Genomic DNA, 26,527 nt, shown 5'->3' with positions numbered 1-26,527 from the left:
CTCCCCTTCCGGCGACGTACTTTGCCTACTCAACAGAGCCCGACAATCAGCCGGTTGATCCGTCCACCTTCTCCAGAAGTTCGACCGCGTTCATCACGCCATCCTCATCGCGGACGAGCGCCCCGAGCCCTTCGGCTTTGGAGGCGAAGGTCTGCTCATCCAGCACCCTACGAATAGCACTTGCAAGCTCAGCCGGCGACAACCGTCGTTGGTCGATCGGCGCGGGCGCGACACCAAGAACATGCATGCGGCGGCCCCAGAAGGGCTGATCCGCCACGAACGGACAGATCACCTGGGGACGGCCAGCCGCGACCGCTGCACCGGTTGTGCCGGCTCCGCCGTGGTGAACGACGGCCGCCACCCGCGGGAACAACTCGGCGTAAGGAACCTCACCCAAGACGAACACGTCATCACGCGCTCGATCGGCGACCAGTCCGCCCCACCCGGTTGCCAGCACGGCACGGACGCGCGCCCTCTGCGTAGCCGCCAGCACCGCCTCCGTGGTGCCGACTGGATCGGAGCCCGACATGCTGCCGAATCCGACGAAGATCGGTGGTTCGCCGGAGTCGAGGAACGCCTCGAGATCGGCAGGCAAGCCTGACTGGCCGGTGGGTCCCGAGGGCGCTGGCGCGTCCATGGCATGTGGGTCGGCGTCGTCGAGGAACCAGTACCCAGTCATCGTCGCGGTAGTTGGCCAGTCTCCCGGACGCGCCAGGACATGACGACTCACAGCATGCATCACCGGCACCGCACCGCCGCCAGGTCGACGCAGCGGATCGTGTCGACCAGCGCGCCTCGGTAGCCCCAACGTCCTCCGCCATCTGTCGACCGTCTGGCCGAACATCAGAGCAGGACCTTTCATACCGAGGTAGGTCGTTCGGTTGAGCCACTTCGGCAGCCCGGCCAGAAGATCTTGGCCGGGCCAGGGAAAATCCCGCGTCGGGACATACATCGGCAACGGCAGGGCCAACACCGCGGGCACCCCCAACTTCTCCGCAACATGCTGCCCGGCGATCACTTGCCCGTTGTGAACTACCACATCGGCACCAGCACCAGTACCGGTCGAGGCCACCGACCAGCAGTCCTCCAGCACCCGGGAGAACATGGCGGGCAATCGCCTGGCGAGTGCGACCCGTGCCCGCAGGCCACCAGAGGCCACGTCACCGACAGCCGAACCGCCATCCATCAACCTCAGCGGCCCATCATCCAACGCGGCGAAAGCAACTCCATGCCCGGCCACGAAGTCGGCGAACCGTTCGGGCGCGGCGACCACGACGTCGTGACCGGAGCGGAGCAGTCCCTTGGCGAGCGCGACGAACGGCTGCACGTCTCCGCGCGTACCCAAGGTCAGAACAAGAACCTTCACCACGAGCCTCCAACCGGCAGCGTCCATGAACGACGCCGACCAGGCTTCCCGGCTCACCGACGATCAGCATAGGCGCAAACCGGTCGTCGTGCCCAGACGTGTGGCGAAGGCTGGCCGGACCGGCCGCATCAGGCGCGGCATCAGATCAGAGGAGGTAGCGGAGCCAGAGGTAGGGCACGGCCAAGGCGATGGTGACGGCGGTGACGACCAGGCCGTAGCGGGTGAACTCCCAGAAGGAGATGGGACGGCCTGCCTTCTCGGCAATGCCGAGCATCACGACGTTGGCCGAGGCACCGATGGCGGTGGCGTTGCCGCCAAGGTCAGCACCCGATGGCCAGCGCCCACCACAGCACCTTGCAGGGCCTGGGATGCCCAAGCTAGCCCCGACCACCGTGGCCGTGGCCAACACCTGGTTCACCGAGGAGCACGCGCGTGCCCGGGCGTTCGGCGCATGGTCTGCCTCGGGCGGTGTGGGCGGGATGGCCGGCGCGGTCGCGGGGATGTCATCACAACTGGCCTGTCGTGGCAGTGGGTCTTTGTGATCAACCTGCCGATCGGCGCGGTGCGATCGCAGTGACTGTCAGCTGTGGTCCTTACCCTGCTCCGCGAGTCGCGCGAGGTAGGCGTTGTAGGCGTCGAGTTCGTGGTCGCCGTGTCGTTCGACGGCACGGTCTCGGGTGGCGGCCTGCCGACGGTCGCTTCTCCACCACTGTGCGAACACGACGAGGAGGACGATGAGGGTGGGGAGTTCGCTGAATGCCCATGCGATTCCGCCGGCGGTGTGTTGGTCGGCGAATGCATCGAGTCTCCAGCTGGCGGGCGGGGTGGTGAAGGCTTTGAGAATCGGGGTGGAGGACATCATGATCGCGATTCCGAAGAAGGCGTGGAACGGCATGATGACGACGAGTTCGAGCATCCGCACCGGTGGCGATCGGCGGTGTGGGGTCGGGTCGACGCCGAGCACCTCCCAGAAGAAGAGCAGTCCCACGACTAGGAAGTGGGCGAGCATCCAGTAGTGACCGAGCCAGCTACTCATCGCCAGGTCGAACAGTGACGTGAAGTACAAGCCGTACAGGCTGGCCAGAAAGAGCGGGATCGTCACGAGTGGGTGGGCGAGAATCCGCGCGACACGGCTGTGGAGAAGGACCAGGAGGAGCCCGCGCATGCTCCGGCCGCCTCGCGGTCGGGCTGGGAGTGCGCGTAACGCCAGCGTGATGGGGGCGCCGAGGATCAAGAAGATCGGCGTCACCATGCCCAGCGTCATGTGCTGCACCATGTGCACGCTGAAGCTTCGCATCCCGTAGCCCGCGATGCCGGTGCCGCAGGCCGCGGCGATGCTCGCGATGCCGAGCAGCCAGCACACGCCGCGGCCGGCGGGCCAGTGCACACCGCGCCGGTGGAGGTGGATCGCGCCCGCGAGGTAGAGGACACCTCCGAGTACGCAGCCGATCAGCAGCAGCGGGATGGGTTGGGGGTGCCAGGCGAGCAGGCGGGTCCAGCTCATCGCTGAGCTGGGCAGCCACATCGGGCCGTGCATGCTCCAGTGGCCCGACGGGTCCGTGATCGGCGATGTGACGTCCAGTTCGCTACGTCCCTGGACCTTTGGGTGCGGACACTGGTGACCCAGCACCCATGGGCGACTTGGGCACGGTTCCCGCGTTGAGGGTGCCGAGAACACCCTGGTGGGTGATCCATCCGACGAGCGCTTTCCCACCACCATCCAGGACTGGCAGGCCTGTGCCTGGCGCCGACACCAGGATGTCGAGGGCCCTGGTGAGGGGTGTGTTCGTCGTGATGACGGGCGGAAGTTCGACCAGGTCCGCGACGGTGCGGCTGGTCGATTCCGGATCGCCCAGTGCCTCGGCGACTGCCTTGGCTGTCACGCTTCCCTCGTAGCGACCATCACTCTCCCGTACCGGGAGAATCCCGTGGTCGGACAGGGCGAGGGAGCGGCTGGCGGTCGCCAGGTCGGTGTCGGCGGGGAGCACCTCAGGTAACGGCTCCATCACTGCGGCCGCACTGATCCCGGCCAGGCGCGGCATTCCTTGGTGTTCGTCGAGGTCGATTCCTCGGCGACGAAGCTTCAGGGTGTAGATCGTGTCCTTGCCGAGGGCGCGTCCGACGAGTGTCGCGACCACGATGGCGGTCATCAGCGGCAGGATGATCGAGTACTCCCCGGTGAGCTCGAACAGCACGATGACTGCGGTGATGGGGGCGCGTGCCGCGGCCGCGAAGGCCGCTCCCATACCCAACAGGCCGTACATCCCTGGCTGTCCGGCGAGGGTGGGCATGATCTCGTGTGCGATGTCGCCGACCGCTGTGCCGGCCATCGCGCCGATGAACAGGGACGGCGCGAAGACTCCGCCTGATCCACCGATGCCGATCGTCAGACTTGTCGCCACGACTTTGCCGACCAGGAGCAGTAGCAGGAATGTCAGGGCGTATTTACCCGCGACCGCGTGTTGGAGCACCGGGTAGCCGACTCCGTACATCTGTGGCAGGACGAGCAGGAGGCCGCCGAGAAACAGGCCGCCTACCGCGGGGCGGAGCCACTCAGGCCCGCGCCATGCCCAGTCGCACAGGTCCTCGACGAGATAGAGCACCCGGCTGAAGCCGACGCCCACCAGTGCGACCAGGAGGCCGAGTAGCGCGAAGATCAGGTACTGCGCCGGGCTGGTGGTGGTGAAGTGGGGCAGTGTCAGGAACGCCGTGTCGCCGAATGCTGCTCGACCGACGACGCTGGCTGTGACGCTGGCGAGGACGACCGCGGCGAAGGACTCGACCGCGAAGTCGCGAAGGATCAGTTCCAGCGCGAACAGTGGGCCGGCGATTGGCGCGTTGAACGTCGCGGCGATGCCACCGGCGGCGCCGCACGCGACCAACACCCGCAGCCTCGGTTCGGGCATGCGCACCAACCGGCCGGCAGTCGAGCCCAACGCCGAGCCGATCTGGACGATTGGGCCTTCCCGACCGACCGAGCCTCCCGAGCCGATGCACAGCGCCGATGCGATCGCCTTGACGAGGGTGACCTGTGGGGGAATCCGGCCTCCGCGTTCGGCCACTGCGTACATGACCTCCGGGACGCCGTGTCCACGCGCCTCCCGGGCGAACCAGTGCACGAGTGGTCCGTAGAGGAGTCCGGCGACCACTGGGGAGACGACGACGAAGAACGCGCCAAGTCCGGGCACCAGGGGGTTGAGTGCGTGACCTGCTGCCGAATAGTCCGTGTGTCCGGAGAAGAGCCTGGTGAAGCCTTCGATCAGCGCGCGGAACCCGATCGCGCCGACTCCGGCGCCGGCGCCGATCGCGACCGCGAGCACGGCCATTCCGCCGCTGGTGTCGTGCAGCCATGTGCGGACCGTTGGCTGGGGGCGGACCTGCAGGGCCGTCCGTCTGCTGGTGAGGGAGGTCGGCAACACTGTTGCACTGTACAACAGTTGGCCAGGCCACAGGTTTCTCGGAGTGCGGTATAAGTGGAGAGTGTCCAAGGGTCAGGCCGCCAGACCTCCAGGCCGCGTCGATCCGACCGACGTCGACGCGGTGACCGATGCTGTCCTCGCCGCGTCGCGTCTGCTGGTGGCGGTCTCGGCCCGCTCTGTCGCGGCCGTGGACGAGACGATCACGCTTCCCCAGTTCAGGGCGCTCGTCGCGCTCCAGACCAACGGCCCGCTCAAACTCACCACCTTGGCCGCGCACCTCGACGTCAGTCCCTCCACGGCGACACGCACAGTCGACCGACTCGTCGCCGGAGGGCTGGTCGACCGAGCGGCCAACCCCGAGTCCCGTCGTGAGATCGTTTTGGATCTGACGTCTGAGGGTTCACGGATCGTCAACGAGGTCACCCGGCGTCGGCGGCTGGATCTGTCACGGATCGTTGCCCGCGTGCCGCCTGAGCAGCGTCGCGGTCTGATCGAGGCGCTGACGGCGTTCACCACGGCCGGAAATGTCGTGACCGGAGAAGTTCCTCACGACAACATCTGGGCCTGACACCGCCGTATGGTGTCTCAGCGGATCGGGAGCGTGAAAGTGGGTCGCGCCCCCCTCCGTGCGCGACCCACATCTGTCCCCGGCGGAGTGAGTGACCGGCGCGACGGCGGAGGGTGCCAGTTCTGTCGCCGATCTGCTGCGGGTACGAACTACTCGTCTCGACCGGGAAGTCGTTGCTTCACTGGCGGTGGGCGTCGAGGTTCTACGGGTTCTCCTCGACCTCGAGGATCCGGTGCAGTCCCGTGTGGTGGAGTAGATCGAGGGTCCGACGGCTTGGCCGTCGGATCACGACGCCTCCACCACGTGCGCGGCATGCTCGATGGGCGGTGAGAAGTGCCGCGACCGCGGTGGAGGACACCCGGTCGACGGCGCTGACATCGACGATGATCTGTCTGCTGCCGGCGAGGACAAGGTCATGGAGCTGCCAGCGCAGGTCCGCCGTGCCCTCGGCGAGGAGGTCTTCGGTGAGATTGACGATCACTTGGTCGTGCAGCAAGGCGGTAGCGGCCACGGGAGCGTCGGTGCGCCGCGTGGGTGGGCTTGGACGGGCATCCACGACGTACACACTTCCCTACCGATGTTGAGGTCGGCCGTGCCGTTTCTTTGCGGTCGTGTGACGGCGTCGCCGGGATATCGAGCCGTGGCAGGTCCGCGGAGCCGGTTTTGGCACGATGGTGCGATGGCTGCGCGATTGTTGGTCCTGGAGGACGACGACAGGATCCGGGCGGCGCTTCGCCTCGCGATGGAGGACGAAGGCTACGACGTGGTCGAGGCCGCGACTGCCGAGACCGCTCTGGTAGCGGCTCGTGAAGGACCGCCTGACCTGATGATCGTCGACCTCATGCTCGGTGAGATGGACGGGTTCACCTATGTCCGGCAGGTTCGCCGGATCAGCGATGCACCGATCATCATCGTCTCCGCCAGGGTCGACACGCACGACATCGTTGCCGGGCTGGAAGCCGGCGCCGACGACTACGTCACGAAACCCTTCGAGGTCAAGGAGATCACCGCGCGCCTTCGCGCACTACGAAGGCGAGGACGCTCACGCGAGGACGAGCCCGACGACGTCGTACTGGACTCGGGTCCTGCCGGGCCCCTTGTGCTGTCGCAACGTCGTGGGGGAGTACGTCGCGGCGCGGACGATCTTCATCTGACCCTGACGGAGTTCCGGCTGCTGTGCGAACTCGCCCGAGTTCCCGGTCGGGTGCTCAGCCGGTCCGCGCTGTTGGAACTGGTCTGGGATCGTGGCTTCTTCGGTGATGAGCGCATCGTGGACGTCCACGTCCGTCGCCTTCGTACGAAGATCGAGGACGATCCGAACCATCCCGAACTCCTGGTCACCGTACGCGGCCTGGGCTACCGGCTCGATCCCCGGTGATCCGCTGGTTCGCGCCCTGCGCGCTCCGCACGCGGGTGGCCGCCGCCTTCGGCCTCGGCGCGTTTGTGGTCAGTACGACGTTCGCGGGCTCCACCTACCTGCTTGCCCACGGCTACCTGCTCGACCAGCGGGAGCGCTCGGTGCACCGGCAGGCCTACGCGGACGCGAACTTCCTTCGCAGTCGGCTGGAAACGGTGGGTGTCGATGTGCCCGCGATGCTCACGGCCGCCAATCCGTCGACCGGGACCCTCATCGTGCTGCGTTGGAACGACCGCTGGTACGCCTCGTCGCTGACCTCTCGCCGGGAAACGGTGCCGCGGGATCTACGTGCGCTGGTGGAGGCTGGGCAGCCCGCGACACAACGGGTCCGCGTCGACGGCGTCCCGACGCTGGTCACCGGCCTGCCGCTGGCTTCGGCCGGAGCGAGTTTCTATGAGTTCGTGCCCCTTGCGGAGTTGGACGACACGCTGCGCACTCTGAGCAGCGTGCTCGCCGGCGGCGCCGTACTCGCCACCGCCGCAGGTGCGGTTCTCGGACTCCGAGTGAGCCGAGCCGTCGTTCAGCCGCTCAACTCGGTCGCGGGTGCCACCGCCGAGATAGCGGCAGGGCAACTGGCAACCCGGCTTCCTCCGACAAGCGATCCGGAACTTGCCACGATCGTTGGTTCCTTCAATGCCATGGTCGACTCACTGCAGCAGCGGATCGAACGCGACGCGCGACTCGCCGCCGATGTCAGCCACGAGCTGCGCTCCCCGCTGACGACTCTGGTGGCGAGCGTGGACGTGCTCAACCGCCGGCGCGCAGAGCTACCTCCACGCTCCCAGCAGGCACTCGACCTGGTCACGCTCGAGCTGGAGCGTTTCCGTCGCCTGCTCGACAACCTGCTCGAACTGTCCCGAGCCGAGGCCGGCGGCCCGAGGTCGCGGTTCGAGCACCTACCGGTCGCCGAACTCCTCGCGGAGACCCTCCGCAGGTCCGAACGGCCACCCGAGCTCCTCAGCGGTGGTCAGGGACTTGTCATCCGCGGTGACAAGTTCGGCCTGGAGCGTGTCTTCACCAACATGTTCGACAACGCGGATCGACATGGCGGCGGTGTCGCGGCGGTGTCCGTGGTAGGCGAGGCCGCGCGCGTGCTCGTCCTCGTCGACGACGAGGGTCCTGGCGTTCCACCCGCCGACCGGAGTCGAATCTTCGACCGTTTCGCCACCGGTGGGGGCGCACGCGGATCCTCACCCGGTACCGGACTCGGGCTCGCACTGGTGGCCGAGACCGTCTCCGCACATGGCGGCGCGGTGTGGTGCACGGACCAGCCCGGTGGCGGCGCGCGTTTCGTCGTCTCACTCCCACGGGTCAGGCCATGAGGGCGCGCCGGGCCTTGCTGGTGGTCACCGTGCTGACAGTCCTCACGTCCTGCGGCGTGACGGTCCAGCGGCAGCCGCAGACGCTGGACCCCTCCTCCGTGCCCTACGGACTCCTGGAGCCTCGCACCAGACCATCGGTCGCTCCGGCCAGCCCCAGTCCTCGGGCGGCCGCCCTGCCGGTCTACTTCGTCGACGGCGACGCGCTGACCGAACTCCCCAGTCGCGTCCCCGACGGGTCGACGCTTGACCGGGTGAGGGCCGTACTCCACGCACTCTCGGCCGGTCCCGGCAGTAGCGAACGAGCTCGCGGCATCAGTACGGCGATCCCGGATCGCCTACGGCTGGGCGTCAGCAGCCTGCGAGGAGGGACAGCGACCGTTGCCCTCTCCGGTGACCCACGCGACCCTTCCGCGGAAGAGAGCACCCTGGCAGTCGGTCAGATCGTCCTGTCCGTCACCTCCGTCGTCGGAGTGGATCGGGTTCGGCTGAGTCGCGGCGGACAGGCGATCGACGCTCCACTCGTCGACGGCTCCCTAACGTCGGCACCCCTGACCGCGGCCGACTACGACGCTCTACGCCAGAGCGCCGCCTCCGGGAAAGGGCGCTGACCAAATGCAACACTTCAAGAGCGAACCGTGCGCCCCGTCGACTTCGGCGAGGCCGGGCATCCGGTGCCGCCATGGGTGTGGCACACTCGGAAACCATGTCTACTACCGCCTGTAGGAGATTAGCCTTCTCGCGGTTGTCCACGTCCCTTGGCGTAGGCGCCGCGCTGCTCGCCACCGCGGCCCTACTGGCCGGCTGTGGAGGCCATGCGCCGAGCACCGAGAGCGGTGGGGCAGCGGCTGTCGTTCAGCGCAGCGGCTCGTCCCTCACCCCCGAGAACGGCTTCGTCGCTCTTCCAGATGATGGGGAGCAGCCGCCTTCACAGTCGTTCACCACGGTTGATGGGCGCGCATGGACATTCGATTCGGTTCCGAACGGGCACCTCACCCTCCTTTACTACGGATACACCCGCTGCCCGGACGTGTGCCCGACCACCATGGCAGACCTGGCGGCGACCATGGGATCCCTCTCGCGCGCAGAGCGTGCGCGTATCTCGGTAGTGATGATCAGCACCGATCCCAAGCGTGACACCGACAGCCAGTTGAAGTCCTGGCTCGGACAGTTCGATCCGAGCTTCGTGGGCATCAGCGCCCCGATCCAGGAGGTGGTCACCTCGGCTCATCGATACGGCGTCGGCGTCGAGCCCCCCAAGGTGACCAAAGGCGACTATGAGGTCTCACATGGTGCGCAGGTGGTCGCTCTGCGTCCGGGCGGTCACCAGATCGGTTACTTCCAGGCCGGCACGTCGGTGCAGAACTACGTGGAGGAGTTGCCGAGGCTCCTTGCTCGATACGGGGCCGCGGCGGGTGCCAGCTCCGCCCCGAACTCCTCGGCAACGCACGGCCAGGGCAACGATGAGGTGAACTACGCCACCGGTACCGTCGGGAAGATCACTGTGCAGTCGGCCTACGCGGCCACGCCGGTCCGTTCCGGTTCGACGGCGATGACCGCGGCGTACATATCGATCGTCAACAACGCGTCTCACGCGATCGACTTGGTGTCAGCCTCGAGCCCGGCGGCCACGAGAGTCGAACTGCACACCACCGTCAGCACCGGTGCCGGCGCGGCGTCGATGAAACCCGTGGACAAGATCAGCATCCCTCCCCACGGCATGCGCACGTTGCGGCCTGGCGGCGACCACCTCATGGTGACAGGACTGCGCCAGCCAGTCCCTGCTGGCGGACGCCTACCGCTGACTCTCCGGTTCGCCGGCCAGGCGGGCAAGGTCGCCTCGACACTGCGGCTGGATCTTCCAGTCGTCGCACGCGCCCAGGCGGGTGAGGAGACGCGGTGAGTAGGGAGTGCGGTGACTAAGGGCAAGGCTGACAGCGAGGGTGGCCGCGTGTCCCGGCGCCGCCTCCTTGGGATCGCCGGATTGGGTGGAGCTGTCGGAATCGGTGCTGGTACGGCAGCTGGGCATGCGCTGTGGCCCGCCCAGGAAGTTGGGGCCACGACCACCGGCTCCCATGGAGGCGACCAACTGGAGGAGGCCGCGCGAGCGCGCCTTGCCCGTGCTCGCACTCGCGCGGTAGAGACGCCTGGTCGACAAGGAGGGATTGATACACCACCGACTGCCTTCAGCCGCACCGTCGCGTTCGACCTGCTCGCCTCCGATGGAGGACGCCCAGGCGCCCAAGCAAGGCTGGGCCAGCTCCTGCGGCGGTGGTCTGAGGTCATCACCCGGATCCACGTCGGGGGCCTCGCCGAGCTTCCAGCCGGGTCGCCCGCCTACGGTCTGGCGCCCAGCTCTTTGACGGCCACTGTCGGTATCGGACCGTCGGCCTTCGACAAGGCCGGTATCGAGCCGGGGCGGCCGACCCGGCTTGTGGAGATACCTCCGTTTCCTGGTGACGCGCTGAAGCCGGCATGGTGTGGCGGCGACCTCGTCGTCGTGGTCGGAGCCGAAGATCCTGTCGCGTGCGCGACCGCGGCGCAGATGTTGGCCAAGGCTGGCGAGGAGGTCGCACGCGTTCGCTGGTCCTTGGACGGCTTCGTGCGGACGGTCGCGGCCGCGGATTCTCCGGGTGCGACGCCTCGCAACCTTATGGGTCACAAGGACGGCACCGGGAATCCCAAGCCCGGTTCGAGCCTGTTCGAGGCGACAGTGTTCGACCGCGATCCCGACACGCCGGCATGGATGCGCGGAGGAAGCTACCTTGTGGTCCGCCGTGTTCGCATCCTCCTCGATTCTTGGTTCGACCTCGACCGAGGTGAGCGCGAGCGGGTGATCGGTCGGCGAGTCGAGGACGGCGCGCCGCTTGGTGAGAAGGGGGAGTTCACGCCGGTCGACCTCACCCTGACAGACAGCCGTGGCCGGAGGGCCATCCCGCCGAACGCCCACATCCGGCTGTCTAGCCCACAGAACGTGGACGGATCCCGGATCTACCGTCGCAGCTATAACTACGACCGGGGTTGGGACGAACGGGGTCAACGTGATGCCGGTCTGCTGTTCATGGCCTGGCAGGCTAATCCCGCGACCGGGTTCATCCGGATCCAACGCCACCTCGCGGAAGGCGGAGACGCCTTGAACCGCTATATCCGACACGAGGGCAGCGCGATCTTCGCGGTGCCACCCGCTCCGGGCGCCGGCTTCATCGCGGAGGAACTCCTCACCTAAGCCAGAGACGGCAATCAATTACTACTTCTTGTGTTGGCGGTCCGCCGCGCTGATCAGGGCATCGCGGAGCCGAGACGTCACGACGACGAAGCGCGAGATCCGCTCCCCGCCGTCCAGGCCTTCGGGCCCAGGCAGTGCTGGCTCCCTGCGCACTGGTCTGCTTCCTCGCACCAGCAATCGCTGCTCTGACCTCCAGCGTTCGCCATTCACTCACCGCAGAACACCCGCGACACCTCGGCCTCGTTGACCAAGCCGAGCCAGCCGGGGCGTCCGCCAGCCCTGCGGTCCCCGGGGAGAGGGCTGGATCACGATCAGGCATTGGCCTGCTCGCAAGCCTCGAGACAAATCGATGGGCCGGACGTTGGCTATCTCCGCCAGCGGCCCGAGCAGGTCTCAGCTGTGCCGTGTGCTCCAGGTGGGGCCACTCATTGCCGTGTGCCCGCGCATGTGCGTGACCAGGTTCGGGTCGAGTGGGACGTCGCCGAGCGTCACGTGCCGATCGTGGAGTGCCGGCCGCCGTGGCGGAGGACGGGGGTGCTGAGTGGACTCGGTTCCTGATAGTCCGGAGAAGACCCACGCCGGACAGGTGCTGCCACGCATCCGTTCCATCCGTCGGCACGCGTCCAGCCGGTGGCCGATCGTGCCGAGCCGGCCCGCATCGACTGTTGACCGTCCCCCCGAGGCGAGCGCCGGGCTGACGCTGCACGCGGTTTAGCGGTGTCGTCGTGTCCACTCCCAGGTGCCCGGTCAGCGGGACCACAGAAATCCAGTCCGGCACAGCCGCCAGCCTAACAGAGAACGACAATCGTTCTCGATGCACGCAGGTGCGGACTAGCAGATCAGTGTCCGGGCGCTACGGGGACGGTCGCGTTGGCCGCAGAACGTTGCACGCAGCCGTCCTGCCGAGGCCCGTCCTGCGGACGGGACAGCCCGTGCCGGTGATGAGGCGGCATCCGCTTGAAGCTGGCCGACATCAATGGCTCGATCGCACCCGAACCCAAGAGGCCGGCATGACTGGGGGCCTGTGACAGCGGGGCCCATGAGCAGTCAGCCGCCTGCACCGGGTGCGGAAACGCTCCAGGCGCAGGGCGGCTGACGACTTCGGCCGGGTAGCGGTCTGGCGCCGGTCAGTGCTCGTCGTAGTGACCCGCGTGCCCGGCGTGTCGGTGGCCGTCGTGCACGTAGTCGACGTGGTCGGTGTGCGGGACGGCGACGTGGCCGCAGCCCTCGCCGTGCTGGTGATCGTGGCCGACGTGCTCGGCGTGTTCCCTGGTCTCGCACTCGTCGACGTGACTGTCATGGATGCGATGCAGGTGGCCTTCGTGCACGTAGTCGACGTGGTCGGTGTGCGGGACGGCGACGTGGCCGCAGCCCTCGCCGTGCTGGTGTTCGTGTGAGACGTGCTCGGTGTGTGCGGGTGCGCTCATAGTGCTCACTGCCTTCAACTATCAGTTTCGCTGTTTCCGGTGTCGGTGTAGGGCTCTCGCGTGTGACGAATCGCGTCGGACACGATGTGCGCGACGTGCTCGTCGGCCAGCGAATAGATCCGTTCCCGACCCTGGGTGTCGACCCGGATCAGCTTCGCTGATCGCAGCACCCGCAGGTGCTGCGATATGAGCGGCTGCGACTGGCCGGTCGCTGACACTAGTTCGTGGACCGGCGCCGGTCCACGGGTAAGTCGATCGATGATCGACAACCGCAAGGGCGCGGAAAGCACGCGGAACAGCTCACTGGCCGGCTCGTACGCTTGATCGCCCACGGAGCGACGATAACGCATAAACATATATGCATGCAACGCCGCTGACGGTGTCGTTTCGCTGACCCCGTCGGGGGATGATCAGCGGAGTCGGCAGTACCAAGGCCCGCCAGTAGCGGTGGCCAACCAAACCTGGGATCCCACGCCCGACAGCCGGGATCGGTGCGGGCCGATGCGAGTCCCGGTGGAGCGCGCCGCGGGGGCAGGGCGACTCGCGTTCACGGCAACGGCCGACGGTGCGCGCCCTACGCCGCGCAGTCGGGACACACCCCGAAGATCTCGACGGTGTGGTCGACCTCGGCGTAGCCGTGGGTGGTAGCCACCTGCTTGCTCCAGCGTTCGATCGCCCGGGCTTCGATCTCCTCGGCGCGGCCACAGTCACGGCAGACCAGGTGATGGTGGTGCTTGCGGTCCGCGGACAGGTCGCAGAGGCGATACGCGGTCTCGCCCTCGGCGGTGTGGATCACGTCAGCCAGCCCCTGCTCGGCGAAAGCCTGCAGATGCCGGTAGACCGTCGACAGGCCCACATTCTGGCCGGCGCTGCGTAGAGCCGTGTAGATCTCCTGGGCGCTGCGGAAACCGTCTTGGGCGCGCAGTGCTCCTTCGACGGCCGCACCTTGCCGCGTCGATCGACTCGGCGCTGCCGCGCGCTGCTGCGTCGATGGGGCAGTGGCGCGCGTGGGCAGCCCGCCTCGCCGGCCGCCCCGGGTCGCAGATGTCGCGTTGGTCACGCGCCCCAGGCTACCTGACCTGGCAGTCCCTACCAGGCGTGGTACGCCGGCCACGGACCTGGGGCCGTCGCGATCTTGGGTTTGCGACCCGCCTAAGCCCGAGGGTGTTGCTGCAAACGCCCATCACTCCGACCTGTGCGCTCGGCCCTCTGGAGCACCCATCCGATGGCGGCACAGGAAGCGGCGCTAGCATGCACCAGCAATGAACTTCATTATCACTTCATGCTTGACGAAGGGATGGAAAGCCGTGCTGTCACGTCGTTTGGGGGTTCTCGGCGCGGGGGTGGCCGCAGCAGCCCTGCTGGTGGCCGGGTGTGGTTCATCGGGGTCGTCGGACACCGGCTCCGGCGGTGACGGCGGCGGCGCATCGAGCAGCCCCTCGCCGGTCACCTTGAACGTCGTGGCATCCACGAACGTCTACGGCGACATCGTCAAGCAGATCGCCGGCGACAAGGTGCATATCACCTCGATCATCGCCAGTCCGGACGCCGATCCGCACTCCTATGAGGCCAACACGCAGAACCAGCTGGAGCTATCGAAGGCCGACATCGTGATCGAGAACGGCGGCGGCTACGACGACTTCATCGACACGATGCTCAAGGCGGCCAACAACCCCTCTGCGAAGGTGCTCAACGTCGTCGACATCTCCGGAAAGACCGCACCGGCCGGTGGTGAGCTGAACGAGCACGTCTGGTACGACTTCCCGACGGTGGCGAAGCTCACCGACCAGGTCGTGTCGGCGTTGTCGGAGGGAGACTCAGCCGACGCTTCGACCTTCAAGGCGAACGCCGCGACGTTCAAGCAGAAGTTGCAAGGCTTCGAGTCGACCGAGGCCTCGATCAAGCAGGCCCATTCCGGTGATGGGGTCGCTATCACCGAGCCGGTACCGCTGTACGTGCTGGAAGCCTGCGGCCTGGACAACAAGACACCGGAGGAGTTCAGCGAGGCCATCGAGCAGGGCACCGACCTCTCGCCGACCGTGCTGAAGGACACCCTGGACCTGTTCAACAACAAGCAGGTCAAACTGCTCGCCTACAACGAACAGACCTCCGGTCCGGAGACCGAGAAGGTCCTGGCCGCGGCCAAGTCCAACCACATCGCGGTCGTGCCCATCACCGAGACGTTGCCGGCGGGCAAGGACTACCCGACCTGGATGAGCGGAAACCTGTCGGCCATCCAGTCCGCGCTCGGGTAAGCCCCCCACCGGATGGGGCGAGCAACGCCGCCCACCGCAGGAAACACAGCTTGGATTGGAGGTCGACCGTGAGCGCACCCGTTCTACAACTCCGCGACGCCGCGCTCGCCTACGGCACGCGACGGTTGTGGTCCGGGCTCACCGTCGACGTCCATCCGGGCGAATTCCTCGCCGTGTTGGGTGCCAACGGCTCGGGCAAGACCAGCCTGCTACGCGCGATCCTCGGCCTGCAGCCGCTCACGGCGGGCACGCTGCTGATCGCCGGGCGCCCGGCGCAACGTGGCAGCCGGCACATCGGCTACATCCAGCAGCAGCGACGTATCGACCCGCTCACCCCGCTGCGCGCCAAAGACGTCGTGCGGCAGGGCATCGATGGGCACCGATGGGGGTTCGGCCGCCCGGGGCGGGTGCCGTGGCGGCGCATCCAGGAGGTCCTCACAGAGGTGGAAGCCGAACAGTTCGCGGACACCCCCATCGGAGTGCTCTCGGGGGGCGAGCAGCAACGGGTGCGCATCGCCCAGGCGCTGGCAGCTGACCCTGACATGCTGCTGTGCGACGAGCCGCTGCTCTCCCTTGACTTGGCCAGCCAGCGCACGATCACCTCACTGGTCGATCAGCGCCGCCGCGGGCACGACACCGCGATCGTGTTCGTCACCCACGAGATCAACCCTGTGCTGCCCTACGTCGACCGGGTCCTCTACCTGGCTGGAGGCCGGTTCCGGGTCGGCAATGTCGACGAAGTGCTCAACTCCACCACGCTCAGTGAGCTGTACGGCGTCCCCATCGAGGTGGTGCGCAGCGGCGGCCGGATCCTGGTCGCCGGTATCCCGGAAACTCCCGAGGACACCCACCACCCCGGCGGCACCGGCCAGTCCACGTTCGGGGAGGTGAGCCTGCCGTGAGCCACCTACTGGCCGACTCCACGGCAGGCTTGGACGTCTGGCACCAGATCTTCAGCTTCGCCCACTACGGCGAACTGCTCGCCCTGGTCCACAACTCGATCATCGCCGGCGCCGTGCTCGGTGTGGTCGGTGGGCTAATCAGCGCGTTCGTGATGATGCGCGAACTGCCGTTCGCGGTACACGCGATCAGCGAACTGTCCTTCGCCGGCGCCTCGGCCGCCCTGCTGATCGGCGCCAACGTCGTCATCGGGTCCCTGACAGGATCGATCCTCGCCGCCGTGCTGATCGGCGCCCTGGGCGCCCGCGCGCGTGACCGCAACTCGATCATCGGCGTGCTCATGCCTTTCGGCCTCGGCCTCGGCGTGCTCTTCCTCGCCCTGTACAAGGGCCGCGCCGCGAACAAGTTCGGGCTACTCACCGGCCAGATCGTCGCCATCGACGCACCCCAACTGGCCTGGCTGATCGGCACCTCGGTGGTCGTGATCATCGGCCTGGCGATTCTGTGGCGCCCGCTCAGCTTTGCCAGCACCGATCCTGAACTGGCCGCCGCCCGCGGCGTCCCCGTCGGTGCCCTGTCGACGATCTTCATGCTCCTGCTTGGCCTGGCTGTTGCGATGTCGGTGCAGATCATCGGCGCGCTGCTCGTGCTGAGCATCATCTGCACCCCTGCCGCCGCGGCCATGCGGGTCACCGCCTCGCCCCGCATGGTACCGATCCTCAGCGTCACCTTCGGCTTCACCTCGGTCGTGGGCGGCATCCTGCTCGCGCTCGGCAGTAGTGTCCCCATTAGCCCCTACGTCACCACCATCTCCTTCGCGATCTACGTCGTCTGCCGCGTCATCGGCAGCCGCCGTACCCGCCGCGGCTGGCACTCGGTGCGCGCGGCCCGTAGCTCGCGCACCCGCGAGGTGGCCGGCGCCAGCGGCCGGCCGTAGCCACCACTGCGCGACACCGCCACAGTTGCGGAGGTCCTCCTGGCTGGTTCGGCTGTCTGGTGCCGGTCGATTCTGGTGAGTAGATCGTCGAGGTCGTTTCTGGTGAACTTCCATCGGAATGGCTTGGCGGTGGCGTTGTAGCGTTTTTCGAATGTCAGTAGGCGGTGTTCGACTTCGGCCGGGTCGGTGAAGTCGTTGGGTGTGACGACTTTGCGTTGTACGACAGAGAAGTAGATCTCGATCTGGTTCAGCCATGAGGCGTGTACTGGGGTGTGCACCATGACCGCGTTGGAGAACCGTTTCGCCAGCCGATTGATCGCTTTCTTGCCGCGGTGAGAGGAGCCGTTGTCGACAACCCAGAACACCCTCTTCGCCGACGCGTACGGTTCCTGGGTCATCACCTGCTCGACCAGCGCCATGAACGGTTCGATCCCGGTCGAGGGTTCGCAGCGGCCAAACACAGTTGCCCGGCCGATGTCGTAGGCGGCCAGATAGGCCAGCGCCCCACCGCGTTCGTAGTCGTGGTTGATGCGCATCATGCGGGCCGTTCCCGGTGGCAGGCTGGGGTGGCAGCGGCAGCGGGCCTGGATCGAGGTTTTCTCGTCAGAGGAGATCACATACTCGTCCTCGCCCAATGACTCGCCTTCCCAGATGCCGGCGTACAGGTCGAGCACCCGGCCCGCCTTGGCCGCAAAATCGGGGTCGCGGGGGAAGATCCACGACCGATACTGCCAGGGTTTGATCGCATCAGCCCTAATAGTACTTTGTTAGGTGTGTCGTTTCGTGTTCTGTGGTTGATGTTCTGACATGGTCGGTGCATGACTCCTGATCAGATAGCGGAGTTGCGGCCGAGGCTTGGCGAGTTCGCAGCCGACATGCTGGGTTGTCTTGCGCGTTCGGATCAGCGTGCCACGGGTGAGTTGTATCTGCGTGGCCTGTTGACTGATGGTCGGCGTAAGTCGATGCAGCCGATGGCGGAGCGGCTGGGTGTGGATCATCAGCGGTTGCAGCAGTTCGTCACTTCCTCGACATGGGATTTCACCGCGGTGCGGCGCAGGTTGAGCTCGTGGGCTGCGCAGGCGATTGGGCCGCGGGCATACGTGATCGACGACACCGGATTCCCCAAGGACGGGCCTGCCTCGGCGTGTGTGGCCTGGCAGTATTCCGGGACGTTGGGCAAGACCGCCAACTGCCAGATCGGGGTGAGTGTTCACGCGGTCAACGACACCTGCTCGGCGGCGGTTGACTGGCGGTTGTTTTGCCCGGAAAGCTGGGACGACAAGGCCTGGGATGATCCTGAGCAGGCCGAGAAGGTCCGCCGGAAGCGAGCCGAATCCAAAGTCCCTGACGACGTGAGGCATGTCGAGAAGTGGCGGCTCGCGCTGGACATGCTTGATGAGCAGACCGAATGGGGGTCGCCGAGGCTTCCCGTCGTTGCCGATGCCGGATATGGGGATTGCACCAGGTTCCGGCTCGGCGTGGAAGAACGTGGTCTGGACTATGTGGTCGCACTCAAAGCCGGCACCAGCGCCCACCCCGGCGAAGCGGAGCCGGTGAGACCGCCACGTAACGGTGGTCGTGGCAGACGTCCCAAGCCCCACTACCCGAAGCCGGCATCGAGTCTGCGCGAGATCGCCATGGCGGCCGGCCGCGATGCCTACCAGGAGGTGGCGTGGCGGCAGGGGACCAGAAAAACGAAAGGTAATCCGAGTGCTGCCATGACCTCGAAGTTCGCGGTGTTCGTGGTACGTCCGGCCAACCGCGACATCCCTCGCGCAGACGATGGGACCTTGCCGGCGAAGCTGCTGCTGGTCGAATGGCCCGATGAGGCGAACGAGCCTACCGACTACTGGCTTTCTAACCTGCCTGCCGACACACCGATCGATCAGCTCGTCGACCTGGCAAAGATCCGGTGGCGGATCGAACATGACTACCGCGAACTGAAAACCGGGCTCGGACTCGACCACTTCGAAGGACGCTCCTGGACCGGCTGGAACCGCCACGTCACACTCGTCGCGATCGCCCAAGCTTTCTGCACCATGGTCAGACTCGACCCAAAACAGGATGCGCCGGCCTGAGCTTGTACGCAGTCGTACACGAGCTACAAATCGTGCTCGCCCTCATCGCCGGCGCATGCCCCACCTGCCGACAAGAAGTCACCATCGACCACATCGAAGCACTCGCCCCACCATGATCGACATGACAAAGTCCTACTAAGCCAGCGCCGCAGGGTCGAGGTCGAGATCGACTCCACGACACCGGCGGCGACGACGTGGCGGGCCAGCTCCGGACAGCTCCACCGGGCCAGCGGCACATCAGCATCAGCGGGTATCTGGCAGGCGAGTGCTTTGACCTCGACAACCTGCACCGGCGTGAACGAGGGTGGACGACCCGAGCGTGGCAGGTCCTTCAACCCTTCCAGCCTTTCCGCCGCGAACCGGCCACGCCACTTGCGTACCGTGTCCTCCACCACCCCGCACCTGCGGGCGATCACAGTATTGGGTAGCCCTCGGGCAGCATCCAACACGATCTGAGCTCGCAGCTTGTCCCTGACCGGGCTCTTATGGCCACGCGCGATCCTCCCCAACCCGTTACGTTCTGAGGCGGACAGCCGGATCTGCACGGCCTGGGAAACACCCACGATGAGGAGCCACTTCGTGATCGACAACAGAATTCGTCGATCATGTTGCAGGGGCGAGTGCGTGAGCCGGTACGACACGCAGGGCACGACGAAACAAGCGGCTACGGCACGATAGATCCCATGCCGACACCGCCGGAATCGACCAAAGCGTCACTGTCCTACCGGGTCCACGCCCGTGCCCGTGAACGCTGGCCCGCCCTCACAAGCGTGGACGTCCGCTTCCACGGCAGTTTCGCCTACATCACCGGCCAACTCCCCGACGGCACCACCCAGCCGCTATGCAGACTCCGCTACGGCGGCTACGCCAACCAGTGGGGCTTCGCCATCTACCTTGCCAGCAAAGACAAATACGAAGACTCGTTCCTGCCCGACGGCAACTCTGCCGGCACCGCAGAAGAAGCCCTCGACTGCGCCTGCGGCCTCTACCTCAACGACCCGACCGCCTGGACCACCGACTAACCCCCGACGAACTTACGACGTCGACCACTAAGGTGCCGGCGGGCTTGTGGATCGTGGCGCCTGGTTGAACCAGGCGCCCGCGGCGAGGTCGGGCGAGAACCAGGTGGCGGCGGCTCGGCGTTGGCGCCGTTGTCGACGAACGCGAGTTGGCGGTGGAGGTGGCCGTTGTGCCAGTCGTGGACGTCGAAGCCGACGATGCCGCGTGCGTGGGAGCGACCAGCCGGCCGGCTTTCACCTCCCACGGCGACCGCGATCGTGCCGGTGTCGGTCGGACGCGTACCGGACGTCGTGGGAGCGGTGTAGCTGAACCTCAGGTGGTAGATGCCCTCCGCGGTGAAGGCCCAGTTGGCGTGCGCATGGGTGGTGCCGGCAGGTCGAGGTGCTGCGGCAGGTCCTCACCGGAGTCGAAGACGACCTGCGGACCGGCGAGACCGATCTGGTAGACGGCCAGCTTGCCCGCCCCCTCCACCGCGTCCAGGGAACAGCGGACCGGACCTTCTAGCAGACCGTAGTCGACCGACTCCTTGTTCCAGCCCGCCCACAGCTGATACCTATCTGGTGGAGCTGGAGGCCACCGACGACTACGTGCGCGACGCCGTCGCCGAGGTTCCCGAACTCAACCGGTATTTGGTGACGACGCACGACGCCTTCGCTACCTCGCCGACGCCTACCACATGAAGGTGGCGGGTTTCGTCACCCCGAACCCGTCCACCGAGGCGTCGCTGGCCGACCGGCGCAAGCTCACCGAGACCATCCACACCCTCGGCGTGCCCGCGGTGTTCCTCGAGCCGAACCTCGCCGCCCGGTCCTCCACGCTCACCGAGGTCGCGAGGGAGCAGGGCATTTTCCGTGTGCGCGATCTACGGCGACACCTTCGACGGCGAGGTCATTACCTTGGCCGACAACGCGGCCGCTATTTCGCTGTACCGCAAGCACGGGTATCAGCTGGTCGACAGCACTCAGCGAGCCTCGCGCGGACAGCCCCGGGACTTCCCCGTCCGGCACGGGGCCAGCTGGTCGGGCCGGGCCTCACCGCGGCTGGATCGGGTGAACATCGGCTTGCGTTGATCCAGCCGGCACGGAGCCGCTGCTCGGTCACTTCGACGCGCGGCAACCCGAGCTGACACAGTTCGGCCCGGGTGCTGCACGGTCCCTGGTGTAGTTCTCGGTGAATGACGGCACGACGACATCCGAACGTCCCGGCCATCAGGCCCGGTAAGCCCAGCGCCGCCGCTGTTGCGGTCGACGGCAGGTCAAGCGTGACCGCGCGCTTCGGTGGTCGGGCGAAGGTCAGCGCTGGCCACAGCTGAGGAGCGTCACGGCCCGGGATGCCGCCGTTGGTCCCGCAACGGTCTCGGCTGAACCGACCCATGCCGCCAACGGGTGGACAGCGCAACACTGATGGCGACGATCGCCCGCAACGGGCAAACATCATCAAGCTTTCCCGTACGCCAGCAGGCGGCCAACAGTCCGATAGTATAATGAAAACCGTTCTCATTAGGATCGGCTTTCACGCATGCCAGTAGCTATCCGCAAACAGCTTGCAACAAGTGTCAGTCGTACGAACAGCCCAGGAGTTCGCGTGCAAGGATCACGCGTCACAACCGGCGTCGGAACTGGCCGTACGCGCTCGGTGCTCAAAGAGCTGACGTTCCTGCGGCTGTGGTCGGGCGCGACGGCCTCGGGGCTGGCGACCTGGACTCGTGCGTTCGTGCTCGGCCTCGGGGTGCTCGACCGCACCCTGACGGCGTGGGCGCCCGGCTTGGTGCTGGCAGCCCGGACATTGGGGTTCCTGGCCGCGGTGGCGGTGGGTGGTGTGCTGTCTGACCGGTACTCGCGCCGTGCGGTCGTGCTCTGGGCCGGGCTTGCCGCGGCGGCAGGATCCCCCCTGATCGCCGCGGGCGTTGGCCGGTCGGTGTGGCTGATGATCGTGGCTGCCGTCATCGTGGGTTTGCGGACAGGGCGCCTTCCAGCCAGCCTTCCAGGCGCTGACCGCCGAGGTCGTAGGCGCCGAGCGCCGGCAGCAGGCCAACACGGCGATGACGCTGGCGGTACTTGTCACCACTCTGGCCGGGCCGGGACTCGCCACGCTGCTCAGCGCATTCCTGGCTACGACGGCGCTTCTAGCTGGTACTGGTCTGCTGTGGCTGGTCGCCGCGCTCGCATCTCCGCGCGGGCGGCACGCGGCAGCGGCCGGGCCAGCGCGCGTCGGCTTGGTCGCCGAATTCGCCGACGGGGTTCGAGAGGCCCGCCGGCATCCGTGGTTCCTGGCCGGGTTGGCCGCGTTGACAGCAGTCATCGCCACCGGCTATGCCGCGACAGGGGGTGACGCTGCCACTGGTCAGCCGCGACCGCTATGGCAGCGAGGTGGTGCTCGCGGGAGCCATGACCGGCTACACCGTTGGAGCGTTGATCGGCGCGGTGACCATGGCGCGTTGGCGGCCGCGCAACCAGGGCTGGGTGGCTCTGGCCGGGCTGGCGTTGTACGGGTTCACGCCGCTCGTGCTGATGCTTGCGGTCCATCCCACCTTCATAGTCGGGGCCTACGTAGTGGTCGGGATGGGAATCGAGTTGTTCAACGTGCCGTGGTTCACCGCCACTCAACGCGAGGTCGCACCTAGCAAGCTGGCACGGGTCTCTTCGTTGGACTTCCTGGTGTCCTACGGGCTGCCGCCGATCGGTCTCGCGGTGATCGCCCACCCGCCATCGACGCCTTCGGCGCTACGGCTGTTCTCGCTGTGTGCGCGGTGGGTCTGCCTTGCAGCGCCGGCCATCGCCTGCCTGGTGCCCAGCGCCCGCCATTTCTCCACCCGCACAGGTAAGGAACCAATGTGATGACAACTGAGTCTGGCATCATCAACACCCACGGCAGCGCCAATCCACCCCGTGCATCGACTCTCCCGGTGGTGGCACTCACCGGGCACCTCGGGGCGGGCAAGACCACGCTGCTGAACCATCTGCTGCGGCAGTCAGACGCCCGCATCGGCGTCGTGGTCAATGATTTCGGTGACATCAACGTCGATGCCGCGATGGTGAGCGGTCAGGTAGACGAGCCTGCGTCGTTCGCCGGTGGATGCCTGTGCTGCCTGGTCGATGACGATGCGTTCGACCAGGCACTGGAGAAACTGAGCCGACCCAGGCTGGGCCTGGACGTCGTGATCGTCGAGGCGAGCGGGGTCGCTGAGCCTCTCGCCTTGGCTACGCTGATCCAGTTCAGCACAGCTGAGGGTATGCGGCCGGGAGGCCTCATCGACGTCGTCGACGCGGTCGAGTACTTCAACACCGTCGATACCGGCGACGTGGTCCCGTCGAGGTTCTCGGCGGCCTCGCTCGTCGTGATCAACAAGTGTGACCGGCTGCCCACCGCCGACCGCGAGGCGACCCTCGCACGTATCGAGCAACGGGTCCGCGAGGCCAACCCGAACGTCCACATCGTCCGCACCTCGGCTGGCCGGATCGACCCAGCCCTGCTGTTCGACGTCGCGTCGACGCGGGATCTTCCCGACGAGCTTCCATTTCTTGCGACGCACCGTGAGGAGCACCCCCACGACGGGCACCAGCACGCAGCCGCGGCAACTGTCCAGTCCCCCGGCCCTGTGGATCCGGGACGTCTCATCGACCTACTGGAGGACCCGCCACCGGGTGCCTACCGGATCAAGGGCCGCGTGGCCGTGCGGTCCAGCCGCAGCGTACGTGGGTACGTCGTGAACCTTGTCGGCACTTCCATTCACATCGTGAGCGCCCCCGTGAGCACGACCGACAGCGAACTCGTCGCCGTCGGTCTGGAACTCGACGTCGACACCGCACGTCGACGGCTCGAGCACGCGCTGTCGCCTGCCGGCATCGCCCGGGCAGCCGGATACGGGCGGCTTCAGCAGTACCGCAGACTCAGCATGTGGATGGTCGCCTGACCGAGCCACCTCGACGCAAGGTTGTCCAGCGGGCCCGTGGTAGCGGCCACAGATACAGGCGTTGAACCGGTCCCAGCCTGTGCGCCGATGATGCCCGGCATGCCCGAGCGGCCTAGCCACAACTATGTGCGGAACGGGATCACCAGCTTGTTCGCGGCGTTCAACACCGCCGACGGGACCGTGATCAGTGCGCTGCACCGCCGTCACCGCGCCGCAGAGTTCAAGAAGTTCCTGGCAAAGATCGACGCCACGGTCCCCGCCGATCCGTGTGCAGTATCGGGTGATGGTCTGGAGGATCTGGTCTGCCGTTTTCGTCCAGACGTTGGGCCGCTGGTTGTCGTTCCAGCTTTTGATCCAGTTGCGGATGTCGGTGTTGAGTTCGCGGAGGGATCGGTGTGTACCGCGGCGTAGTTTCTTGGTGGTGAGTTCGCCGAACCAGCGCTCGACGAGGTTGAGCCAGGATGAGCTGGTTGGGGTGAAGTGCAAGACGAAGCGTGGATGGGCTGCCAGCCAGCGTTTGATCGTCGGGGTCTTGTGCGTTGAGGCGTTGTCCAAGACGACGTGCACGGCCAGGTCGGGGGGAACCTGCGCGTCGATGGTGGCGAGGAACTTCTTGAATTCGATGGCTCGGTGCCGGGCGTGCAGTGACCCGATAACTTTGCCCGTGGTGAGGTCGAGCGCCGCGTAGAGGGTGGAGGTACCGGCTCGCTTGTAGTCGTGGCTGGCGCGGGCCGGCACGCCGGGCTGCCGAAGCCGTGTCCGCCACGATGTCGTACCAACCCGATGTCGTCTGCATGGATGTACGCATGCCGCGGGTGGACGGCATCCAGGCGACCAGGATCATTCGTGAGCGCCACCCCCACACGAAGGTGCTCGTCCTCACGACGTTCGAGAACGACGCCTACGTCTCGGAGGCGCTGCGGACAGGCGCGCAGGGATTTTTGTTGAAGCGGTCCGCCCCGGAGTCCGTCGTGGCAGCGATCCGCACGGTGCACAGCGGTGATTCCCTGCTCTTCCCGGACGCGCTGCGCCGGCTCGTCGCCCCCGCGGTGCAGGCCGGTCCGGACCGGCCGGGCCTGCCGATGCTGAGTGAGCGCGAGGGCGAAGTGCTCCGGCTGATCGCGTCTGGGCTCTCGAACGCCGAGATAGCGGCTCGGATCTACGTGACCGTGGAGACAGTGAAGACCCACGTCGGACGGATCCTCGCCAAGCTCGGGGTGCGGGACCGGGTCCAGGCAGTCATCCGTGCCTACGAGAGCGACTTCGTCCCACTGGACTGATGGACCCGGTGTCGGAGTTGGTAGTTGCGCGTCACGGGCTTGGTGTCGGTAGTCCTCGGGTGGCATGAGGCGGCTTCGGACAGTTCGCTCTGGCCGCGGCCAACCGGTTCGGCCGCGTCGTTGCCGTGGACATCTCGCCGGCGATGCAGGCCAGCCTGCGGGCGCGGGCCGCGGCTTGGCGAACCTGGAGTGCGTATCGCGCCGGGTTCCTCTCCTAGCACACCGGCGAGCCCGCCAACGGCGTCTACACCCGGCACGCGCTGAACCAACTGCCGGACTAGTGCAAGACGCAGGCGTTCACCCGAATCGCGGCTGCGCTGCAGCCCGGCGGGGTGATACGGGTGCGTGACCTGATCTACGACCCTCCGCCTGGACCAGGCTGCAGAGGTCTTCAACCAGTGGCTGTCCGGCGCCGCCGAGGATCCCGCGGCCGGCTACATGAGTGACGACTATTGATCCCGTCGAAGCTCGGGCTGATCCGATTCGGTCGCCGCAGTCGCGTGGAATCGGGTCCGGGGCGAACGACGCCGCTGACCAGGCACGATGCCGCTCACGGCCTCATTTTCCGAGGCTGCTGATCCAGCTGCGACGGCTCCCGACGGGCATCTGCTGCGAGCCTCTAAACCGCTGATCTGGGGGAATGCGGTGGGCAGAGGCGGGGTCGAACCGCCGACCCACCGCTTTTCAGGGCGAGGGATCCGCGTCCGCCACCCACCGCAGGAGAACGTCTACGCAGGTCAGCGCCATCCACGGACCCCGGCGGACGACGGCGAACATTGCACCACGTCTGAGACCAGCCACGCCTTGTGGTGCGTTATTGGCGGCGGACGTGGTAGCGCAGGTGGGTGACGCGGCGGGCGAGGTCCTCCTCGTCGGGGGTGGTTGGTACGCGGTTCAGGGTGAGCTCGATGTGCTCTGCGGGAAGGTTGTCGAACAGCCGTCGTCCCTGCCCGAGCAGGACGGGTACGACGTGCAGCTCCAGTTCGTCGAGCTCCCCTGCGCGCAGTAGTGCTTGGGCCGCGCCGGCACCGTGCACCATCACGTCACTATCTCCGGCCGCCGTCCGGGCCTGTGCGGCGCACTCCCGCACATCGGTGACGTAGCGGACGCTGCCCGGCGGCGGATCGGATGGGACGTCGTGAGTCAGGACGAAGACTGGTACGCCATCGTGGTGGTCACCCTGCCAGCGGCGCGCGTGTTCGTACGTGCGGCGCCCGGAGATCACGGCACGGGTGGCGTTCACCTCGCTCATCACCTGACCGCTCGGTCCGGGCTCGTTGCGCCGGTCGAGCCAGTTGAAGAGCCGGAACCCGCCGATGCCCATCGGCGCGTCCATGCTGTCCTGCGGCCCGACGACGTAGCCGTCCAAGGACATGGTCATGTACAGCCGGATGATCCCCAT

General features: G+C 66.8%; 29 protein-coding genes and 4 pseudogenes. 18 read left to right on the top strand and 15 right to left on the bottom strand.

The window, feature by feature from the left end:
- Positions 1-46: 46 nt before the first annotated feature.
- From HEB94_RS04400 to HEB94_RS04385, 4 genes are all read right to left on the bottom strand, one after another.
- Complete coding sequence (locus HEB94_RS04400; RefSeq protein ID WP_238361951.1) at positions 47-1,393, bottom strand: glycosyltransferase; 1,347 nt, start codon at positions 1,391-1,393, stop codon at positions 47-49.
- Between the two features lie 118 nt (positions 1,394-1,511).
- On the bottom strand, positions 1,512-1,640 hold the full coding sequence (locus tag HEB94_RS52220; protein WP_273374878.1) for a hypothetical protein: 129 nt from the start codon (positions 1,638-1,640) through the stop codon (positions 1,512-1,514).
- Between the two features lie 306 nt (positions 1,641-1,946).
- A complete protein-coding gene (locus HEB94_RS04390) occupies positions 1,947-2,891 on the bottom strand; it encodes a cytochrome c oxidase assembly protein (RefSeq protein WP_238361419.1) in 945 nt (314 codons plus the stop codon).
- A 61-nt stretch (positions 2,892-2,952) separates the two neighbouring features.
- Positions 2,953-4,785: a chloride channel protein gene (locus tag HEB94_RS04385; protein ID WP_337917464.1), complete on the bottom strand. Its 1,833-nt coding sequence runs from the start codon at positions 4,783-4,785 to the stop codon at positions 2,953-2,955.
- Positions 4,786-4,846: 61 nt separating this feature from the next.
- Here HEB94_RS04385 and HEB94_RS04380 point away from each other — a divergent pair, with 61 nt between their 5' ends.
- Positions 4,847-5,353, top strand: coding sequence for a MarR family transcriptional regulator (locus HEB94_RS04380; protein ID WP_192748740.1), 507 nt, complete (start codon positions 4,847-4,849; stop codon positions 5,351-5,353).
- A gap of 202 nt (positions 5,354-5,555) precedes the next feature.
- On the opposite strand, the gene HEB94_RS04375 is transcribed toward HEB94_RS04380, so the two are convergent.
- Positions 5,556-5,864: an STAS domain-containing protein gene (locus HEB94_RS04375; protein ID WP_192748739.1), complete on the bottom strand. Its 309-nt coding sequence runs from the start codon at positions 5,862-5,864 to the stop codon at positions 5,556-5,558.
- A gap of 168 nt (positions 5,865-6,032) precedes the next feature.
- Here HEB94_RS04375 and HEB94_RS04370 point away from each other — a divergent pair, with 168 nt between their 5' ends.
- From HEB94_RS04370 to HEB94_RS04350, 5 genes are all read left to right on the top strand, one after another.
- Complete coding sequence (locus HEB94_RS04370) at positions 6,033-6,731, top strand: response regulator transcription factor (protein ID WP_192748738.1); 699 nt, start codon at positions 6,033-6,035, stop codon at positions 6,729-6,731.
- The gene (locus tag HEB94_RS04365; protein WP_192748737.1) at positions 6,728-8,092 is read left to right on the top strand and encodes an ATP-binding protein; all 1,365 of its coding nucleotides are present in this window, start codon (positions 6,728-6,730) and stop codon (positions 8,090-8,092) included. The genes HEB94_RS04370 and HEB94_RS04365 overlap by 4 nt, the downstream gene beginning before the upstream one ends.
- Positions 8,089-8,700: a GerMN domain-containing protein gene (locus HEB94_RS04360; protein ID WP_192748736.1), complete on the top strand. Its 612-nt coding sequence runs from the start codon at positions 8,089-8,091 to the stop codon at positions 8,698-8,700. The genes HEB94_RS04365 and HEB94_RS04360 overlap by 4 nt, the downstream gene beginning before the upstream one ends.
- Before the next feature lie 71 nt (positions 8,701-8,771).
- Complete coding sequence (locus HEB94_RS04355) at positions 8,772-9,992, top strand: copper chaperone PCu(A)C domain-containing protein (RefSeq protein ID WP_337917463.1); 1,221 nt, start codon at positions 8,772-8,774, stop codon at positions 9,990-9,992.
- Positions 9,993-10,004: 12 nt separating this feature from the next.
- Positions 10,005-11,315: a Dyp-type peroxidase gene (locus tag HEB94_RS04350; RefSeq protein WP_202896114.1), complete on the top strand. Its 1,311-nt coding sequence runs from the start codon at positions 10,005-10,007 to the stop codon at positions 11,313-11,315.
- A 21-nt stretch (positions 11,316-11,336) separates the two neighbouring features.
- Here HEB94_RS04350 and HEB94_RS52215 read toward each other — a convergent pair whose 3' ends face one another.
- The 4 genes from HEB94_RS52215 to HEB94_RS04335 form a co-directional block, all read right to left on the bottom strand.
- Positions 11,337-11,468 carry a hypothetical protein gene (locus HEB94_RS52215; protein ID WP_273374876.1) on the bottom strand — a complete coding sequence of 44 codons (132 nt, stop codon included), beginning with the start codon at positions 11,466-11,468 and terminating at the stop codon, positions 11,337-11,339.
- Between the two features lie 974 nt (positions 11,469-12,442).
- Positions 12,443-12,742 carry a hypothetical protein gene (locus HEB94_RS50170; protein ID WP_192748734.1) on the bottom strand — a complete coding sequence of 100 codons (300 nt, stop codon included), beginning with the start codon at positions 12,740-12,742 and terminating at the stop codon, positions 12,443-12,445.
- Positions 12,743-12,756: 14 nt separating this feature from the next.
- Complete coding sequence (locus HEB94_RS04340) at positions 12,757-13,098, bottom strand: ArsR/SmtB family transcription factor (RefSeq protein ID WP_238361417.1); 342 nt, start codon at positions 13,096-13,098, stop codon at positions 12,757-12,759.
- 218 nt (positions 13,099-13,316) lie between these two features.
- Complete coding sequence (locus HEB94_RS04335; RefSeq protein WP_337917462.1) at positions 13,317-13,802, bottom strand: Fur family transcriptional regulator; 486 nt, start codon at positions 13,800-13,802, stop codon at positions 13,317-13,319.
- A 247-nt stretch (positions 13,803-14,049) separates the two neighbouring features.
- On the opposite strand from HEB94_RS04335, the gene HEB94_RS04330 reads away from it, so the two are divergent.
- The 3 genes from HEB94_RS04330 to HEB94_RS04320 all read left to right on the top strand — a co-directional run bounded on the left by HEB94_RS04330 (position 14,050) and on the right by HEB94_RS04320 (position 16,834).
- A complete protein-coding gene (locus tag HEB94_RS04330; protein WP_202896113.1) occupies positions 14,050-14,997 on the top strand; it encodes a metal ABC transporter solute-binding protein, Zn/Mn family in 948 nt (315 codons plus the stop codon).
- A gap of 68 nt (positions 14,998-15,065) precedes the next feature.
- Positions 15,066-15,899, top strand: coding sequence for an ATP-binding cassette domain-containing protein (locus tag HEB94_RS04325; protein WP_192748732.1), 834 nt, complete (start codon positions 15,066-15,068; stop codon positions 15,897-15,899).
- Positions 15,896-16,834 (top strand): metal ABC transporter permease, encoded by a 939-nt coding sequence (locus HEB94_RS04320; RefSeq protein ID WP_192748731.1) that lies wholly within the window; start codon positions 15,896-15,898, stop codon positions 16,832-16,834. Before HEB94_RS04325 ends, HEB94_RS04320 begins: the two co-directional genes overlap by 4 nt.
- On the opposite strand, the gene HEB94_RS04315 is transcribed toward HEB94_RS04320, so the two are convergent.
- The gene (locus HEB94_RS04315) at positions 16,720-17,508 is read right to left on the bottom strand and encodes a transposase (protein ID WP_202896111.1); all 789 of its coding nucleotides are present in this window, start codon (positions 17,506-17,508) and stop codon (positions 16,720-16,722) included. The two genes, HEB94_RS04320 and HEB94_RS04315, sit on opposite strands and share 115 nt — an antisense overlap.
- 144 nt (positions 17,509-17,652) lie before the next feature.
- Here HEB94_RS04315 and HEB94_RS04310 point away from each other — a divergent pair, with 144 nt between their 5' ends.
- Complete coding sequence (locus HEB94_RS04310) at positions 17,653-18,912, top strand: IS701 family transposase (RefSeq protein ID WP_192748072.1); 1,260 nt, start codon at positions 17,653-17,655, stop codon at positions 18,910-18,912.
- 23 nt (positions 18,913-18,935) lie between these two features.
- Here HEB94_RS04310 and HEB94_RS04305 read toward each other — a convergent pair whose 3' ends face one another.
- Positions 18,936-19,502, bottom strand: coding sequence for a helix-turn-helix domain-containing protein (locus tag HEB94_RS04305; protein WP_192748730.1), 567 nt, complete (start codon positions 19,500-19,502; stop codon positions 18,936-18,938).
- 93 nt (positions 19,503-19,595) lie between these two features.
- Here HEB94_RS04305 and HEB94_RS04300 point away from each other — a divergent pair, with 93 nt between their 5' ends.
- Positions 19,596-19,934, top strand: coding sequence for a hypothetical protein (locus tag HEB94_RS04300; RefSeq protein ID WP_192748729.1), 339 nt, complete (start codon positions 19,596-19,598; stop codon positions 19,932-19,934).
- Here HEB94_RS04300 and HEB94_RS04295 read toward each other — a convergent pair.
- Entirely contained in the window at positions 19,931-20,248 is a 318-nt protein-coding gene (locus HEB94_RS04295) for a hypothetical protein (RefSeq protein WP_238361943.1), read from the bottom strand. The genes HEB94_RS04300 and HEB94_RS04295 overlap by 4 nt on opposite strands.
- Positions 20,245-20,403 (bottom strand): hypothetical protein, encoded by a 159-nt coding sequence (locus HEB94_RS04290; RefSeq protein ID WP_192757185.1) that lies wholly within the window; start codon positions 20,401-20,403, stop codon positions 20,245-20,247. The genes HEB94_RS04295 and HEB94_RS04290 overlap by 4 nt, the downstream gene beginning before the upstream one ends.
- Before the next feature lie 205 nt (positions 20,404-20,608).
- Between HEB94_RS04290 and HEB94_RS53320 the strand changes: the two are divergent.
- The 5 genes and pseudogenes from HEB94_RS53320 to HEB94_RS50165 all read left to right on the top strand — a co-directional run.
- Positions 20,609-20,737 (top strand): annotated as a pseudogene (locus HEB94_RS53320) (hypothetical protein); the annotation flags it as partial.
- A gap of 46 nt (positions 20,738-20,783) precedes the next feature.
- Complete coding sequence (locus tag HEB94_RS53315) at positions 20,784-21,002, top strand: N-acetyltransferase (RefSeq protein WP_337918596.1); 219 nt, start codon at positions 20,784-20,786, stop codon at positions 21,000-21,002.
- A 1,257-nt stretch (positions 21,003-22,259) separates the two neighbouring features.
- Positions 22,260-22,769: an MFS transporter gene (locus HEB94_RS48975; RefSeq protein ID WP_202896110.1), complete on the top strand. Its 510-nt coding sequence runs from the start codon at positions 22,260-22,262 to the stop codon at positions 22,767-22,769.
- Positions 22,769-23,845: a CobW family GTP-binding protein gene (locus tag HEB94_RS04275; RefSeq protein ID WP_192748728.1), complete on the top strand. Its 1,077-nt coding sequence runs from the start codon at positions 22,769-22,771 to the stop codon at positions 23,843-23,845. The genes HEB94_RS48975 and HEB94_RS04275 overlap by 1 nt, the downstream gene beginning before the upstream one ends.
- Before the next feature lie 43 nt (positions 23,846-23,888).
- Positions 23,889-24,109, top strand: a pseudogene (locus HEB94_RS50165) (IS630 family transposase); the annotation flags it as partial.
- Here the strand turns inward: HEB94_RS50165 and HEB94_RS04265 are convergent.
- A pseudogene (locus HEB94_RS04265) lies at positions 24,107-24,589 on the bottom strand (IS630 family transposase); the annotation flags it as partial. The pseudogenes HEB94_RS50165 and HEB94_RS04265 sit on opposite strands and share 3 nt — an antisense overlap.
- 23 nt (positions 24,590-24,612) lie before the next feature.
- Here HEB94_RS04265 and HEB94_RS04260 point away from each other — a divergent pair.
- Both HEB94_RS04260 and HEB94_RS54335 read left to right on the top strand, forming a co-directional pair.
- Entirely contained in the window at positions 24,613-25,125 is a 513-nt protein-coding gene (locus tag HEB94_RS04260) for a response regulator (RefSeq protein WP_192748727.1), read from the top strand.
- An 83-nt stretch (positions 25,126-25,208) separates the two neighbouring features.
- A pseudogene (locus HEB94_RS54335) lies at positions 25,209-25,343 on the top strand (hypothetical protein); the annotation flags it as partial.
- Positions 25,344-25,939: 596 nt separating this feature from the next.
- Here HEB94_RS54335 and HEB94_RS04255 read toward each other — a convergent pair.
- Positions 25,940-26,527: a dihydrofolate reductase family protein gene (locus tag HEB94_RS04255; RefSeq protein ID WP_192748726.1), complete on the bottom strand. Its 588-nt coding sequence runs from the start codon at positions 26,525-26,527 to the stop codon at positions 25,940-25,942.

Origin of the sequence: Actinopolymorpha pittospori (assembly GCF_014873875.1) — a bacterium.
Lineage (GTDB): Bacteria > Actinomycetota > Actinomycetes > Propionibacteriales > Actinopolymorphaceae > Actinopolymorpha > Actinopolymorpha pittospori.
The sequence above is the reverse complement of the archived record's forward strand: the minus strand, read 5'-3'. Positions and strand labels throughout refer to the sequence as shown.

Excerpts from the sequence above, each read along its gene's own strand:
- HEB94_RS04255 (WP_192748726.1), bottom strand. The coding sequence starts at position 26,527 with ATGGGGATCATCCGGCTGTACATGACCATGTCCTTGGACGGCTACGTC.
- HEB94_RS04355 (WP_337917463.1), top strand. The coding sequence starts at position 8,772 with ATGGGTGTGGCACACTCGGAAACCATGTCTACTACCGCCTGTAGGAGA.
- HEB94_RS04310 (WP_192748072.1), top strand. The coding sequence starts at position 17,653 with ATGACTCCTGATCAGATAGCGGAGTTGCGGCCGAGGCTTGGCGAGTTC.
- HEB94_RS04275 (WP_192748728.1), top strand. The coding sequence starts at position 22,769 with ATGACAACTGAGTCTGGCATCATCAACACCCACGGCAGCGCCAATCCA.
- HEB94_RS04260 (WP_192748727.1), top strand. The coding sequence starts at position 24,613 with ATGTCGTACCAACCCGATGTCGTCTGCATGGATGTACGCATGCCGCGG.
- HEB94_RS04360 (WP_192748736.1), top strand. The coding sequence starts at position 8,089 with ATGAGGGCGCGCCGGGCCTTGCTGGTGGTCACCGTGCTGACAGTCCTC.
- HEB94_RS04300 (WP_192748729.1), top strand. The coding sequence starts at position 19,596 with ATGCCGACACCGCCGGAATCGACCAAAGCGTCACTGTCCTACCGGGTC.
- HEB94_RS04400 (WP_238361951.1), bottom strand. The coding sequence starts at position 1,393 with ATGGACGCTGCCGGTTGGAGGCTCGTGGTGAAGGTTCTTGTTCTGACC.
- HEB94_RS50170 (WP_192748734.1), bottom strand. The coding sequence starts at position 12,742 with ATGAGCGCACCCGCACACACCGAGCACGTCTCACACGAACACCAGCAC.
- HEB94_RS04390 (WP_238361419.1), bottom strand. The coding sequence starts at position 2,891 with ATGTGGCTGCCCAGCTCAGCGATGAGCTGGACCCGCCTGCTCGCCTGG.
- HEB94_RS04340 (WP_238361417.1), bottom strand. The coding sequence starts at position 13,098 with ATGTTTATGCGTTATCGTCGCTCCGTGGGCGATCAAGCGTACGAGCCG.
- HEB94_RS52220 (WP_273374878.1), bottom strand. The coding sequence starts at position 1,640 with ATGCTCGGCATTGCCGAGAAGGCAGGCCGTCCCATCTCCTTCTGGGAG.
- HEB94_RS04370 (WP_192748738.1), top strand. The coding sequence starts at position 6,033 with ATGGCTGCGCGATTGTTGGTCCTGGAGGACGACGACAGGATCCGGGCG.